The following is a 15,699-nucleotide window of genomic DNA, read 5'->3' on the forward strand; positions in this document are numbered from 1 at the left end:
TCCTTCGTAGGGTCAATAAAAAACCAAAGTGCTGAAGCCACAATTAAGCAACCTGCAATCAAGAACAACGGATAGTTAAAATTACCAGTTTGCTGTACGATTGTTCCGAAAATAATTGTAATAAAGAAGCCCCCCATTTGTCCTGCAAAATTCATTGCCCCCGTCACAGTTCCCGAATTTCGCTTACCAATATCTACACAAACCGCAAAAGCTACGGGCAAAGTTAAGTCTTTTAGTAACACACAAAGTGCCAATAAATAGCCCGCCAATTCATTATCAGCCGTTAGTCCAGCACCCAAAAAGCAAATGCTTGATGAACCAAGGCCAAGTACACCTACAATTCTTCTGCCGAGCTTTAAACCCAATTTTTTACTCAAAATATCGCTGGCAAAGCCACCTACAACACAACCAATGGCACCGAGAAAATAAGATAAAGAAACAAAGTTTTTGGCTTGTTCTTCGCTCATGTGGCGGCCTTCCTGAAAGTAAGTCGATGACCAGTTAGTGAAGAAATAAGAGGCATAAAAGAACAAATGGCACATCAGCATTAATATCCAAACGTTTGGATTTTTGATAATAGTTTGCCAACTAATTTTATGACTCACGGGTGCTTGGCGGCGGGCTGATTCTATCTCTTCGATTTCTTGTGGAGTAATATTCTTATGCTCGGCTGGGTTATCACGAAACCACCAATACCAGATTCCAGCCCACAACGAACCCACGATTCCGAGAATAAAAAAAGCATATCGCCAGCCCACTGCATGTACGAGCGGAATGACAAGTAGGGGAGTCAATGCTCCGCCAATGCGTCCAGCCGCCCAAATGACCGACTGTGCTCTACCGACTTCAACCGCAGGAAACCATCGAGAAATAACGATTGAAGCGTTTGGGTAGGCTCCTGCTTCGCCCACACCGAATAAAAAACGTACAATAAGCAGGTACACAAATCCAAAAGCAGTACCAGTGAGTGCCGTAAACCCTGACCACCAAAGCACCACACGCGTAAGGATTTTTCGTGGACCAATGCGGTCGCCTAATATACCAGTTGGTAATTCAAAAAGAGCGTAGGCCAATGAAAATGCCCCCAAAATGTATCCGAATGATTGATTATCGAGGTGTAAATCAGCTTTTACGTATTTGCTCACTACGTTCATGCAAACACGGTCGAGGAACGTAATGATTGAAAGTAAAAACAAGAGGAAGAGAACTCGATGACGAATTTTCATAAATAGACTTTGAGGAATTAAATGGAAGTAATTACATCTTGAATATTCAAATATATAAAATATTGTTTAGAATAACATTTTTGAGGTATTTTTGAGTTTGTTTATTGATTATAACATCCTGATTATTAAATAGATAAGTGCTATTTGTAGCGTCGCTTTGGTAGAAAACAAGGTTTTTTATACATTTTCATAAACTGATGTTAGTCAAGTTTTTAGATTCTCATCAGAACGCCCCATAAAATAAATGCACCTTTAGGATGGAACTTAATTTGCCCTAAATATTTCTGCCGTTGATTAAAATCGGCGGCTATAAAATGAATCGAGCCGATGGTTCTGCGTAGCATCATTCAATAATCTTCATCTAAATTTTAGCCAACCACATGAACTTTTCTCTTTCCAATGATCATTTTGATGAATATAGCCTTTGGTTGCTTGATATTATTTAATTTTTCAATGAGTTTATTTATACATAAAAAACTAATAAAATATAATGCTCAGATTGTGCGTTTGGGTATTTATTACTAATTTGGTCCTTGTTATTAAATAAAAAGACTTGAATTCAAGAGAAAGTAAAATAGCTCCGCTTTCACCAAAAGAGTTGAACGTTCATCACTTTGGCAATGAATGGAAAATGAATATTGCCGATTTTCATCATTTATTTCATATAAATAAGATTGAGGACGTTATTCCAAAAATAAAATTTCCATTACAGCCACATCGAAAAACAGTAAACGATTTTTTATTTTTGATTGAAGGGCATTCTATCAGAAGCAAGGGCTTGCATGAATACAAATTTGGCGAGAATACGTTCTTTTTCTTACCTGCTTATCAAATCTCTACGCATGAGTATGTAAGTGCCAATGCCAAAGGCTATTTTTGTCATTTTGATGAAGAAATATTCTCTAAATTATTTACTAAGACTCAACTTTCTGAAGAATTTAATTTTTGGCAGTTTTCGGGTGAGCCTTTGGTAGAAGTGAGCAAAGAAATGCAAACTCCCATTTTGAATATTCTTGAAAGATTGCTCTATGAATATGAAACAAACAAATCGCTTAATCCAAATCTGATTACGGCTTATTTACTTACTTTATTTACAGAGATAAGTATTTTTCAAAAAGAGCAGGTAAATTTACCCAAAAATGCTGCTTTACGTGTGACCGAAAAATATAAGAATTTGCTCTCGCAGCATATTTATAAGACCAACAAAGTGGCCGACTATGCTTCCATGCTGGCGATCACGCCCGATCACCTCAATAAATGTGTTAAATCTACAGTGGGCCGTACTTCGCAAGAATTACTAGCTGATATGATTATTCTCGAAGCAAAAGTGCTTCTGAAGCAAACTAATCTTTCTATTAGTGAAATCGCTTTTCGATTCTCCGAAACAAATCCGAGTGATTTTACAAGATTCTTTAAAGGCAAGACTGGCATATCGCCAAAGGAGTTTAGAAGAATCGTAATTTCATAGATTGACAGTATTTCTACAAAAATCAATCAATTCTTTATCTTTATCAATCCTAATTCTCGGATTTTGCATGATATTCCTCGTTTTGTGCTAATTTTTCTCGTTTTTCTCTTATTAGTTTTGTACAATAAATTATTTAAACCTTAATAAAAAAGCTGATAAAGCCTAAAAGCTCTATCAGCTGAAAACCCTCCAGAACCGACCAAAGTACAAAGGGGACACAAGGTTTTAAAAAACGTATCATTAAACCTATTACAAAAAAATGAGAAAATCATTATTAAAAAAAGGATTTTGGTCAGTTTTTATTTTGACCATCGTCAATTTATCGGTTTTTGCACAATCTACCAAAGTGAGTGGAAAGGTAACTGATGAAAAAAATCAAGCACTAGTAGGAGTGTCAGTTGTAGTTAAAGGTACAACCAAAGGGACTATTTCAGATGCCGATGGAAGCTATTCGATCGAAGCATCGGGAAACCAAACCCTCTCATTTTCGTTTGTTGGTTATACTTCAAAAGAAGTGGCCATCAATAATCAAAGTACCGTAAATGTGGCATTGGCCGAAGATGCCGCTGCCCTCGATGAAGTTGTCGTAACAGGGGTTTTTGATAAACGAACTCGTCTGGAGTCATCAGTTGCTATCTCCACTCTTTCTGCCAAACAGTTAGATAGAATTGTGCCTAATTCGGGGATTGATATGTTGAAAAATATTCCAGGTGTTTATGTAAACTCTTCTAAAGGAGAAGTAAGTGGCTCTTTAAATACTAGAGGATTAAGTATTGGTGATGGTTTCTTTTATGTTTCTATGCAAGAAGATGGACTACCTATACTGGCTGCTCAGGGAAGTTCTACTACCAATCCGAATTATAAACCCGATGGCTTTTTAAGGGCGGATGCAAGTATCAACAGAATTGAAGCAGTAAGAGGAGGCACAGCTTCAATTTTAGGAGCTAATGCACCGGGAGGTATATTTAATTATGTTTCTAAAGAAGGTGGACGAAAATTTGAAGGCGAAGTAAGAACACGCTTTGGTTTGGAAGGTAATGGGCAAAATCCATTGTATAGAACAGACCTAAACTTTGGCGGCCCACTTAGCAAAGATAAATCTATTACTTACAACGTGGGTGGCTTTTATAGGTACGCCAATGGACCTAAATATCCGGGGTATCCACTAAGTAGAGGAGGTCAATTCAAAGGAAATATCGTAAAAAACTATAAATCAGGTTCAATAAAGTTATACGCCAAGTTTCTGAACGATAGAACTGCACCATTTGAATTTACACCTACAGTTGACTTCGCGAATCCTCGCCCGGTGAGTGGTTTTGATAATAGCAGTTCGACTATGGTTGGGCCTATAAGTTATACAATTCCTGGCTCAGTATGGGGCAGAACTGGTAGTATTGATTATGATTCTCGTAATGTTTCCCAATTTATTGATAGGTCAATTGGATTAAACTGGACGCAAGATTTGGGTAAAGGATGGACATTCAATAATAATGGAAAATTTGCCAGGAAAGACAATGTGAGTAATTTGGTAGCAGTAGTTTTTCCTTTCAGAGTTGATCAAGCCACTTTCTATGGTGTGGGTGGTAATATTCCCCGTTTCGGAACGTATGAATTTATTAATGCCAATACTGGGCAGAGCTATGGTACTGCACAACAACTTCCACCTGCAGGCGGAGGGCTGAGATTCTTGGCGGGTTCTAACTTAAATTTACCAGGTAAAGACGTTTTACCAAATGCTGTTTTTTACACTCCTTTGGCCTATAATGATATTAAAATGAATGAATTTATAGACCAAATGACAATCACCAAAAAGTTAAAAAATATGACTTTTACGGGAGGTGCATTTATTGCAAATCTTAGTTTACTCCAAGAAGGTGCAGGCCCTTCTGCTCAGGTCTTTTCAACGGTTGAAGATAAGCCACAACCACTTAGAATTAAATATACCAATTTACAAGGGCAAGTATTTGATTTGTCTGACTCAAAGGGTATTACCAATATAGGAGGAAATGGTGTGGCCACTAATGATGCGAAAGTAGCAACAACTGCTTTTTTTGGTGGACAAAATTGGGATATTAATAAAAAACTAACTTTGGACTGGGGTATCAGATATGAGCGTTTTAATATAGACGTAACCAATACCAATCCAAAAAGAAATCCTGACCTCGTAGCTACTGGTGGAGCCGATGGTAAAACTTCAACACTTTATGATGTAAGAAGCTTTTCTAACGATACTCCCATCGTATTCGGAACAAGTATAAATACATTTTCATTTTCGGCTGGATTGAATTATAAAATCACCGATAATATGGCAGTGTATGCACGTTATTCGAATGGTAAAAAATCACCTGATATGAGTTTTTATTTGGATGTAGCTAACCAAAGAGCTCTGACTTCATCGCCAGTTGAAGCACAAGATATAAAAATGGCTGAGGTGGCTTTAAAGGTTAAAACTAATAAGACCACATTATTCATAACTCCGTTTTTTAATAACATAAGTAATGTGCCAAATTTTCAGATTTTTCAAAATACTGACCTGACTTTTTATGGCCCGCCTCGTCAGTATCAACAGTTCAGAACCCAAGGGATAGAGTTAGAAGCCAACCATAGTTTTACTAAAAACTTTTCTTTGAGAGCAGCTGGTACTTTTCAAGGTGGAAAAGCCCTTGTTTACAGTGTTTATTTAGCCAAAGCCAATGGCCCTGCTGATGATGAGAAGATTACGTATGATGGCAATTTCCTTGATAACGTAGCACCAGTAATGTTAATGATAACACCTACGTATAGTACGGATAAATTCTATGCTTCAATTGCCTATCAGTACATGGGAGCAAGATGGGCAAACGTTGCCAATGCCTTTAAACTACCAGCATTTGGAGCCGCAGATTTGAACATGGGCTACAATATAACTAAGAAGCTAACTGTAAGTGCCAGCATCAATAATTTACTCAATACTTACGGTGTGATGAGCTGGGCTGCTCCAGGCGGTTTTCCTGCATCACTTGATACTCAGGGATTCACAAAAGCTGCCTTTGATGCCAATGTGAACTCAGTGTATTCTACATTACCAATAATGCCAAGGGCTTATTTTATTTCTTTGAGTTATAAGTTTTAATTTGTAGGTTGAATATTTTGGTCGAACGGGATAGATGCTTTTTCTATCCCGTTTTTAAAGTTTTGAAAAATTAAATACCTTTCCTCATAAATAATTATATTCCAGCAAATAGACTATTTTTCCAAGTGAAAGAATTTCAGAAAATTTCCTATTTAATTCTCTTTTTTTCAGTGTATGCAAACGCACAAGAACATAGCTCCGCCCCTCGAATAACGCCTATTCCGGTTGAGGTTTTTGCTGGAAATAACTATTTGAATGTGCAGATGGTGGTAGCTAAGCATTTCACCGAAAAAAGCAAATGGGGATTTTTCAATATGACCAACATCACGGGCGACTATAAAAATAGGCTCACAAACAATGAATTTGTTTCGCAGGCTTTGCTCAATTATGAATTATTCAAAGGCTTTTCGTTGACGGCTGGCGTGGCAATGAATCATAAATCTGGTTTTAGAAAAATTGCGGGTATTCAGTATATTTTTGCCAATAAAAAATGGCTTTTTATTACTGTTCCTACAATTGATTTGAGCGATGGGCATAATATAGAAAGTATAAATATCTTAGAATTTAAACCACAAATAACACCAAAATTGGGACTTTATACAAGGTTTCAAGGACTTTACGTCTATAATCCAACGGAGGCTCATCATGAGCGAAGTTTCGTAGCGATGCGAGCTGGACTTTCAGTCAAAAACTACCAATTTGGCTTTGGAGCAGATGCCAACTGGTACGGGCCTCAAAAGGTTTTTAAAGAAAATTTGGGTGTTTTTGCTCGTGTTCAGCTCAATTAAGCATCGAGTTATTTTATTCACAGGGCTATCTCGGTAGTTCAATTTTAACCCTAATTGCAAAAATATGAAAAAAGGACTTTTCTCTTACGAAAACGGCATTGTGCTACTCATGGCACTTACTTTCGGCTGTTTGTTCTTCGACCGCCTCGCACTCAATTTCCTAATGCCTTACGTAGCCAAAGACCTTAATCTGAACAATACCCAAATCGGACTTTTGGCTGGTGTTTTATCGTTGGCCTGGGCATTTTCGAGCTTTTTTTCTACGGCTTGGGCCGAAACCAATAATAAAAAGAAAATCGTTTTTATCATTGCCGTTTTTGTATTTTCAGTTTGTTCGTTCGGTTCGGGTTTGGCTACTTCATTTATTACTTTGTTGTTGGCTCGTTTGGTGATGGGTTTTGCCGAAGGTCCCGTTATTCCGTTGGCACAAAACTTCGTTGAGCGAGAGTCGTCTCCGCATCGTTTGGGCATCAATGCTGGTATTTTGCAAGGCGTTGGTTCGGCACTTTTTGGGTCTATTTTAGCTCCCGTACTTTTGGTGAAAATTGCCGAAGATATGGGTTGGCGAAATGCCTTTTTCATCGCTGGGGCTCCAGGGTTGATTTTGGGCTTACTGGCATGGAAATTCGTTCAGAAATCAACGGCCGAAAGTGTTAAAACCAACGAAAAATCTGCGTTAAACATCTCCGAACTTCTACAGTACAATAACGTCAGATGGGGCATTGGCGTGGCTTGTTGTATCTTTGGTTGGTGGTTTGCTACGCTTCCTTTTATTTCAAATTATTTCGTTAGTTCGCAAGGAATGACCGCCGACGAAATGGGCAAAACCATGGGACTTTTGGGCGTAGCAGGATTAGTTTCTTCTATCATTGTGCCAGGTTTATCCGATAAAATTGGACGTAAAAAAGTGTTGATAGCCTTCTCATTAGTTGGAGCAATGTATCCGTTTGCGGTGCATTATTTAGCAGGTACTGCCATTCATTTACCAGCTATGTTACTAACTTATTTCTTAATGGGAGCAATACCGTTGGCGGCAGCGGTTGTGCCTTCTGAAGCAGTGCCTGTACACCTCAAAGCCAAAGCAATTGGTTTGATTACAGCCATTGGCGAGATTATAGGTGGAGTAATTGTTCCATCTATTGCGGGCATACTCTCTGATAAAATCGACCCATCGGCTTTTCTTTGGGTTTCGGCTGCATTGGCAATTTTAGGTCTGTTTTTCGTAATGAAACTGACCGAAACGCTGAAAAAATAATCGTTTTTTAATTTCTGTGCCGTATTTATGATAGTGCGTGAGTTTTGATTATATGAGTTTGTGTCATTTTTTCAAAAAGAAAAAGTATCGCAAATTCTGTTTTAAAATCAATTCAATTAAGTTTTTCGATACATTTACATGATTTTATTTGAAAGACTTAATAGCGATAATTTACAATGCAGAATCAACTTTTTAATAATCAAGTAGCCATCGTTACTGGAGCGGGTGTAGGTATCGGTTTTGAAGTGGCTCGTCAATTAGTTCAGCAAGGAGCAAAGGTAGTTTTAAATGATATTGATGAAAATTTAGCCCAATCGGCAAGCGAAAAAATAAGCGAACAGGGTGGAGTTTGTAAAGCATTCGGAGGTGATATTTCAACAATCGGAACCATCGAAGGAATCGTAAAATTTGCAGTAGAAACTTTTGGGAAATTAGATATTTTGGTGGCAAATGCAGGTATTACCACCTTCGGTGATTTCTTGGACTATCAACCAGAATCAATGCAAAAATTGCTTCAAGTTAATCTTTTTGGTACATTTTTCTTGACACAAGCTGCGGCCAAACAGATGGTTTTACAAGGAAATGGCGGTAGTATTTTACTGACATCATCAGTGACAGCTCATGCGGCACACCTCAATTTGGCCGCCTATGGAATGACGAAAGCTGCCATAGACCAGCTGGCCAAAAACTTGATTGTGGATTTAGCACCGCATCGCATCAATATCAACACAATTGTTCCTGGGGCAACGCTCACCGAACGCACCCTTGAAGACGCAGCATATATTCAAACTTGGTCGAGAATTACACCATCGGGCCGCCCAGCAACCGTCGAAGACATCGCCAATGCTGCTTTGTTTTTGGTGTCGCCTTTGTCTCGACAAATCATGGGGCAAAATCTCGTGATTGATGGTGGTTGGACTTCCGTAGGGGTTTCGCCTTACTAAAAAAAACTATAACAAAACCATGATACGACACTCAGTAGTTTTAAAATTGAAATCTGACATCATCTCAGCCGAAAAACAAGTATTTTTCGAGGCTGTTGTAAACTCACTACTATTTCTGACGTGCAAAAATGTGAAGTCTTGAAGCAAATTAGCCCCAAGAATAAGTTTGAGTACGGTATTTCGATGGAATTTGATACACAAGAACGGTACGATTTTTACTCAAACCATCCTCAACATCAATCTTTTATTCAAGACTTTTGGATAAAATCAGTCGAAGATTTCTTTGAAATAGATTATGTGCTTCGCTGAAATTTCATACAAGGAAAACTTTCTAAAAGCCAGTATAGTACATGACGGTCAATGAATTGTACTATTATATCTTTGATTATTTACTTTTCCTCCTTAAAACCTATGAAAAAATACTCAGTTTTAGGCATTGCTTTCGGAGTAATGCTGAGTAGTGGCATTTCTCACGCACAAAGCCTTCAACAAGGTTTTCAAACTCCACCCAGTTCGGCAAAACCACGTGTTTGGTGGCATTGGATGAACGGCAATATCTCGAAAGAAGGTATCCAAAAAGATTTAGAATGGATGAGCCGTGTCGGTATCGGAGGTTTTCAGAATTTCGATGCTAATCTTTTCACACCAGTAGTTGTGCCAAAGAAATTGGTTTTTATGCAACCCGATTGGAAAGATGCCTTTAAGTTCACCGCCGAATTTGCCGACAAAAAGGGCCTTGAAATGGCCATTGCTGGTTCGCCAGGCTGGAGCGTAACGGGTGGCCCGTGGGTAAAACCCGAAGATGGTATGAAAAAATATGTTTGGTCGGAAGCTTTGATTGTTGGTGGGAAAATACAAACCATTCAGTTACCCAAATTACCCGATGTGATTGGTAAGTTTCAAGAAGCTGAAACACACGCTGGCGGAGTAATGGGCGGGTTTGTTGGTACAAAACCCCAATATGCCGCCGATGCAATGGTGATTGCGTATAAATTACCTGCAAATGAAAAGCATTTAATGGATTTAAACCCCAAAATGACAAAAAGCGGTGGTGATTTTGATACAAAACTGATGCTCGACCATGATATGGGAAAAACATTTTTCTTGCCACCAATGGAAGTAGGCAAAGACATGTGGGTACAATATGAGTTCGAGACTCCACAAACATTCAAAGCTTTTGCCTTAGGCATGGGCGAAGCAGGCGAATTGGCCGAATTTAATGGAGGACCAACCAATCGTAGCTTAAAAGTGAGTGATGATGGTGTAAACTTCCGTACCGTTGCCAAAATTTCAAATAGTACATTGCCATTTATTACGACTGCAATACCTGCAACTACCGCTAAATATTGGAGAATTTGTTTTGAAACCCTACCAGCTTCAATCAGTCCAATCATGGCAATGATGGGCATGAACGAAACCCCAAAGCCCGCTGGAACAAATATTTCGGAATTTGTACTTTTCAATACTTCTCGCATCAATCAAGCAGAAGACAAAGCAGGTTTTTCCGCTTGGAAAGAAAGTAGCCCCCTAACCCCCAATGGGGGAATTGATGCAATTCCAACTTCTGATGTAATCGATTTAACTGGTAGAATGAGTGCCGATGGAAGTTTCGAATGGGATGTTCCTGCTGGTACTTGGATGGTTGTTCGTTTAGGCTACTCGCTCACTGGTCGTCAAAATCACCCTGCTTCACCAGAGGCTACGGGTCTTGAAGTTGATAAACTCGATAAAGAAGCCGTTCGCCGATATATCAATACTTATTTGGATATGTATAAAGATGCCACAGGCGGATTGATGGGAGCGAAGGGATTGACGCACATGGTGTTGGATAGCTACGAAGCAGGCCACATGAACTGGACAAAAGATTTTCCTGCCGAATTTCAGAAACGTCGTGGCTATGATATTAAAGCTTGGATTCCTGTGCTTACGGGTAGAATTGTGAATAATCTTGAAGCCAGCGAAAAATTCTTGTGGGATTTCAGAAAAACCATCGGAGAAATGATTACCGAAAATCATTACGATATCATTGGCGAAGAATTGCACAAAAGAGGCATGAAACGCTACACAGAGTCGCATGAAAACGGACGTATTTTTTTGGCCGATGGAATGGATGTAAAACGCAATGCCGAGATTCCGATGTCGGCCATGTGGACACCGGGGAGTTTGGCTGGTGGTGCAGACGAAGAGGTTCGTAGTGAAGGAGATATTCGTGAGGCGGCATCGGTAGCCAATATTTACGGACAAAATATTGTAGCTGCTGAGTCAATGACTGCCATTCAAAATGCTTTTTCGTGGACGCCCGAAAAACTTAAACGCACAGCCGATTTAGAATTTGCTTCTGGACTAAATCGTTTCGTGATTCACACCTCAGTACACCAACCACTTGATGATAAGAAACCAGGGTTTTCGCTCGGGCCGTTTGGTCAGTATTTTACTCGTCAAGAAACTTGGGCAGAAGCTGGTGCAACCGCTTGGATGAGTTATTTGGGTAGAAGTTCGTACATGCTTCAACAAGGCAAAAACGTAGCGGATATTCTTTATTTGTATGGCGAAAATACCAATATTACGTGGGTTTGTCGTGAAAAATTGCCAAACGTTCCCGCAGGATTTGAGTTTGATTTTGTCAATGCAACGGCCTTATTGAGTGCTATCCAGCCACAAAATGGCAAATTAATTGCCAAATCGGGCAATTCATATAATGTTTTGATGTTGGATGAATCAACCAAATTGATGACCCTATCGGTTTTGAAGCGAATCAAAACATTGGTAGATGCAGGTATAAAAGTGATAGGTGCAAAGCCCGAAAAGTCACCAAGTTTGGCTGATAACGATGCAGAATTTAAGAAATTGGCTGATGAAATTTGGTCGAAATCGAATGTTTCTAACGCCAACGTAGAGACAGGGCATGCCCTGTCTCTACAACCCGACGTAATTATAAATGGTGCAAAAAACAAAATTTTGTTTCGTCATCGTGCAGGCTTCGACTCCGCTCAGCCAACAGGTAAATTTGATATCTATTGGCTAAACAACAGAAGCGAAAACCCAACCGATGCCGAAGTAAGTTTCAGAGTAAGTGGTAAAATACCAGAGTTGTGGAATGCTCAAACTGGAAAAATCGAGAAGGTAAGTTACCAAATAAAAGAGGGCAGAACGATTGTGCCATTGAAATTTGATTCTTGGGATGCTTATTTCATTGTTTTCAAAGATAAAACAACTGCCAATAGTGTAGCCATTGCGTCAAAAACTGAATCAGTTTTGACTACCATTTCTACCCCTTGGGCAGTGAAATTTAACGATAAAAATGTATCGTTTGATAAACTATCATCATGGTCTGAAAATACCGATAGCGATGTGAAATACTTCTCAGGTACAGCTACTTATACCAATACTTTCAAAGTGGATGCTCCTAATAAATCGGCGAAATATGTACTTGATTTAGGCGAAGTAAAAAATATTGCAGAAGTTACTATAAATGATAAAAACGTAGGAACTGTCTGGAAAAAGCCTTTCAAACTGGATATTTCAGAAGCCATCAAAGCAGGAACTAACACTATTCAAGTAAAAGTAACAAACACTTGGGTAAACCGCCTGATTGGTGATGCCCAACCCGATGTAAAAGTAAAAACTACGTTTACAACAATGCCATTCTATCGTGCCGATTCACCATTATTACCTTCTGGAATGATTGGAGAAGTGAAGATAAACATAGTGAAGTAGTGCAATTTTCTAAATTGTTAGAAACAGCCGAGGTCTTGAAACCATTTTTCAAGACCTCGGCTGTTTTTTTAATACAAGCTCATCGCACACCGTGTGGTAGATGAAACAAAATAGCATTCTCACACATTGCCCCCAAATCACCTATAAATACAGAGGTGCAAGATTGAAAGTGTGCAAACATTTGCATGCAGACTCAGCCATATAAAACTGGAAGTCAAGGCTTTGTACATTCGTTAAAAATAGAACTTAGCCAATAATAAATATGAAATTTACTAAAAAGTGAACTACTTTTGTAATGGGCGTCTTTTAAGGCAGATATTAGACTAATGAGCCTAAAAATAGTTTACCGTTTCAATCATTCAATCAAAAACCTACAATGAAATTTCAGAAAATCCTCTTAATGATAGTGCTTTCGTTAAGCATTTCAACGATTAAAGCACAAAAATGGTCTGCTCAGAAAGCCAACGAATGGTATGCCAAACAAGGCACGCTCACAGGTGCAAATTTTATTCCGAGTACAGCCATCAATCAATTGGAAATGTTCCAAGCCGATACCTTCGACCCAACAACTATTGACCGTGAATTAGGTTGGGCAGAATCTTTAGGAATGAATGTGATGCGAGTTTATTTACACGATTTACTTTACGAACAAGATAAGGATGGTTTTTTGAAAAGAATGGACGATTTATTGAAAATTGCTGACAAGCATCACATTAAAATTCTTTTTGTTTTTTTTGATTCATGCTGGAACGATGACCCAAAACTTGGCAAACAACCAGAACCCAAAACTGGCGTTCATAATTCGGGTTGGGTGAGAAGCCCAGGTACAAAAGTGCTTTTCGATTCTCGTAAATGGGGACGTTTGGAAGAGTACGTAAAAGGCACACTCAAGCATTTTGCGAATGATAATCGAGTTTTGGCTTGGGATTTATTCAATGAGCCATCGAATAGCGGTTATGTTGATGCTTGTTTGCCCTTATTGAAAAAGACGTTTGAGTGGGCATTAGAAGTGCGTCCGTCGCAACCCGTAACGGCAGCAGTTTGGAATAATCACGAACTTAGCAATCAAGTAATGCTCGAAAACTCTGATATTATTACTTTCCATAATTATAAAGATGCCCAAAACCTTGAAAATGAGATAAAAGGTCTTCAAAAATACGGTCGACCTTTGATTTGCTCAGAATATATGGCTCGCCGTGATAATAGCTTTTTTCAAACCTGTTTACCTGTTTTCAAAAAATACAATGTTGGAGCTATCAACTGGGGACTTGTAGCAGGAAAAACCAATACAATTTATGCTTGGTCGAATCCAATGCCAGATGGTGGAGAGCCTGCGTTGTGGTTTCACGATATTTTCAGAAAAGATGGCAGTATCTACAAAGCCGAAGAAGTAGAAGCAATCAAAAAACATACACAGAAGAAATAATAAATCTGAATAGAATTAAAGCAAAAAGAGAGCGTACTGAAACGCTCTCTTTTTGCTTTATTACAAGGTTTGTTTAGTTTTTATCAATTAAAATGAGAGAAACCTACATTTGGAAAAAGTGATAGAATGGCTATTTCGCTAAACTGAACTTATTCAGTGAAATTGGACAAGAAGGCAGCAAAATCGCTCTCCACAATTAATTCCTCAAAAAAGCCCAAAATAAATTGTGTAGCCAAATAGCTACGCATATATTTGTAGTCAAATAGCTACATAATGAATTTAAGACGAGACGTTTTTCAAGCCATAGCCGACCCTACTCGTAGAGCGATACTACTTTTGGTTGCTTCGCAATCAATGACAGCGGGAGCCATTGCCGCCAATTTCGATACCGCACGACCAACGGTTTCAAAACATTTACAGATTCTGACCGAGTGTGAGTTACTCAAACAAGAGCAGAATGGTCGAGAAATTTACTACCATGTCAATGCCAATAAAATGGAAGAAGTAGCAGATTTTGTTGAGCAATTCCGCAAAATGTGGGATGATAGATTCAATAAATTGGAGGCCATCATGCAGGCATACAAAAACAAAGAATAGCTTTATGGAGCAGAAAACAAAAATCAAAGCCGAAGATGGTAAGCAAGATTTGTTCATTACGAGGGAGTTTGATTTGCCTTTGGAGTTACTGTTTAAGGCATACACCGAACCCGAACTTATAGAGCAATGGATGGGAACAAAGGTGATAAAACTTGAAAACAGGAATCATGGTAGTTTTGAGATTGAAACCTCGCACAAGGGCAAGGTGATGTTTAAGGCCAATGGTACTATTCATGAATTTTCGCCGAGTCAGCGAATCATCCGGACATTTGAAATAGAAAATATGCCAATAGGTGTTCAGTTGGAGTTTTTGGAGTTCGAAGAACTCAGTCCTGATACCAGCAAACTCACAATGCAGATAATTTATAGGTCAGAAAAGCACCGAGCTGAGCAATTAAAATTGCCTTTTGCCTATGGCCTAAATATGGCTCACGATAGATTAGAAGAAACTGTCAATAAATTAAAATAAATCAATTGTATGAACCCGAAAGTTGATGAATTCTTAGAAAAAAGTACCAAATGGCAGGAAGAATTGAAAAAATTGCGAGCGATTGTACTGGAGTGTGGCCTGACTGAAGAATTGAAATGGGGGCAACCTTGCTATACTTTCAATAATGCCAACGTAATATTGCTCGGTGGTTTTAAAGATTACTGTTTTATGAGTTTTCTTAAAGGGGCTTTATTGTACGATTCGGAATCTATTTTAAAAAAGCCCGGCGAACACACACAGTCGGGGCGTATTGTTTCATTTACCGATACTCAAAGTATTTTGGGCTTGACCCAAACATTGAAAGCGTATATCTATGAAGCTATTGAGGTTGAAAAAGCAGGTTTAAAAGTTGAAGCCGTTACCCCAGCCGAATTGGTTTTACCAGATGAATTACTTCAAAAATTTGAATCTGACCATGTTTTTAAAGCAGCTTTTGAAGCACTAACACCCGGCAGACAACGTGCCTATATTATTTATTTTTCGGGAGCGAAACAGTCAAAGTCTCGTGAATCAAGAATAGAAAGCTACACACAGCGAATTTTGAATGGTAAAGGTTTTAATGACTGTGTGTGTGGTTTATCAAAAAGACCTCCCAATTGCGATGGCTCACACAAGTTTATTCAATCAAACTGAATCAAGGAAAATTCTTTGCCTAATATAGCTTCGTATATTGTTA

At 38.7% G+C, this 15,699-nt stretch carries 12 protein-coding genes; 11 read left to right on the forward strand and 1 reads right to left on the reverse strand.

Annotated features, from left to right (window positions below; all coding sequences use genetic code 11):
- On the reverse strand, window positions 1-1,226 hold a 1,226-nt coding region (locus ACOVO2_RS04570; protein WP_421768827.1), incomplete at its 3' end, for an MFS transporter.
- A gap of 553 nt (window positions 1,227-1,779) precedes the next feature.
- Between ACOVO2_RS04570 and ACOVO2_RS04575 the strand changes: the two genes are divergently transcribed.
- The 11 genes from ACOVO2_RS04575 to ACOVO2_RS04625 all read left to right on the forward strand — a co-directional run bounded on the left by ACOVO2_RS04575 (window position 1,780) and on the right by ACOVO2_RS04625 (window position 15,656).
- Window positions 1,780-2,694 (forward strand): helix-turn-helix domain-containing protein, encoded by a 915-nt coding sequence (locus ACOVO2_RS04575; RefSeq protein ID WP_421768828.1) that lies wholly within the window; start codon window positions 1,780-1,782, stop codon window positions 2,692-2,694.
- Window positions 2,695-2,953: 259 nt separating this feature from the next.
- Window positions 2,954-5,806, forward strand: coding sequence for a TonB-dependent receptor domain-containing protein (locus tag ACOVO2_RS04580; RefSeq protein ID WP_421768829.1), 2,853 nt, complete (start codon window positions 2,954-2,956; stop codon window positions 5,804-5,806).
- A 170-nt stretch (window positions 5,807-5,976) separates the two neighbouring features.
- A complete protein-coding gene (locus tag ACOVO2_RS04585) occupies window positions 5,977-6,594 on the forward strand; it encodes a hypothetical protein (protein ID WP_421768830.1) in 618 nt (205 codons plus the stop codon).
- A gap of 64 nt (window positions 6,595-6,658) precedes the next feature.
- A complete protein-coding gene (locus tag ACOVO2_RS04590; protein ID WP_421768831.1) occupies window positions 6,659-7,849 on the forward strand; it encodes an MFS transporter in 1,191 nt (396 codons plus the stop codon).
- 176 nt (window positions 7,850-8,025) lie between these two features.
- Complete coding sequence (locus tag ACOVO2_RS04595) at window positions 8,026-8,793, forward strand: SDR family NAD(P)-dependent oxidoreductase (protein WP_421768832.1); 768 nt, start codon at window positions 8,026-8,028, stop codon at window positions 8,791-8,793.
- 120 nt (window positions 8,794-8,913) lie between these two features.
- Window positions 8,914-9,102: a Dabb family protein gene (locus tag ACOVO2_RS04600; protein ID WP_421768833.1), complete on the forward strand. Its 189-nt coding sequence runs from the start codon at window positions 8,914-8,916 to the stop codon at window positions 9,100-9,102.
- A gap of 102 nt (window positions 9,103-9,204) precedes the next feature.
- On the forward strand, window positions 9,205-12,510 hold the full coding sequence (locus ACOVO2_RS04605) for a glycosyl hydrolase (protein ID WP_421768834.1): 3,306 nt from the start codon (window positions 9,205-9,207) through the stop codon (window positions 12,508-12,510).
- Between the two features lie 376 nt (window positions 12,511-12,886).
- Entirely contained in the window at window positions 12,887-13,936 is a 1,050-nt protein-coding gene (locus ACOVO2_RS04610; protein ID WP_421768835.1) for a glycoside hydrolase family 2 TIM barrel-domain containing protein, read from the forward strand.
- 273 nt (window positions 13,937-14,209) lie between these two features.
- Window positions 14,210-14,533: a metalloregulator ArsR/SmtB family transcription factor gene (locus ACOVO2_RS04615; RefSeq protein WP_421768836.1), complete on the forward strand. Its 324-nt coding sequence runs from the start codon at window positions 14,210-14,212 to the stop codon at window positions 14,531-14,533.
- A 4-nt stretch (window positions 14,534-14,537) separates the two neighbouring features.
- Complete coding sequence (locus ACOVO2_RS04620) at window positions 14,538-15,002, forward strand: SRPBCC domain-containing protein (RefSeq protein ID WP_421768837.1); 465 nt, start codon at window positions 14,538-14,540, stop codon at window positions 15,000-15,002.
- Window positions 15,003-15,011: 9 nt separating this feature from the next.
- Window positions 15,012-15,656 (forward strand): DUF1801 domain-containing protein, encoded by a 645-nt coding sequence (locus tag ACOVO2_RS04625; protein WP_421768838.1) that lies wholly within the window; start codon window positions 15,012-15,014, stop codon window positions 15,654-15,656.
- Window positions 15,657-15,699 lie beyond the last annotated feature (43 nt).

Origin of the sequence: Emticicia sp., assembly GCF_049241225.1 — a bacterium.
GTDB lineage: Bacteria > Bacteroidota > Bacteroidia > Cytophagales > Spirosomataceae > Emticicia.

Bases quoted from the DNA above. Each gene is read 5' to 3' on its own strand.
- ACOVO2_RS04625 (WP_421768838.1), top strand. From the start codon at position 15,012: ATGAACCCGAAAGTTGATGAATTCTTAGAAAAAAGTACCAAATGGCAG.
- ACOVO2_RS04580 (WP_421768829.1), top strand. From the start codon at position 2,954: ATGAGAAAATCATTATTAAAAAAAGGATTTTGGTCAGTTTTTATTTTG.
- ACOVO2_RS04605 (WP_421768834.1), top strand. From the start codon at position 9,205: ATGAAAAAATACTCAGTTTTAGGCATTGCTTTCGGAGTAATGCTGAGT.
- ACOVO2_RS04620 (WP_421768837.1), top strand. From the start codon at position 14,538: ATGGAGCAGAAAACAAAAATCAAAGCCGAAGATGGTAAGCAAGATTTG.
- ACOVO2_RS04595 (WP_421768832.1), top strand. From the start codon at position 8,026: ATGCAGAATCAACTTTTTAATAATCAAGTAGCCATCGTTACTGGAGCG.
- ACOVO2_RS04610 (WP_421768835.1), top strand. From the start codon at position 12,887: ATGAAATTTCAGAAAATCCTCTTAATGATAGTGCTTTCGTTAAGCATT.
- ACOVO2_RS04615 (WP_421768836.1), top strand. From the start codon at position 14,210: ATGAATTTAAGACGAGACGTTTTTCAAGCCATAGCCGACCCTACTCGT.
- ACOVO2_RS04590 (WP_421768831.1), top strand. From the start codon at position 6,659: ATGAAAAAAGGACTTTTCTCTTACGAAAACGGCATTGTGCTACTCATG.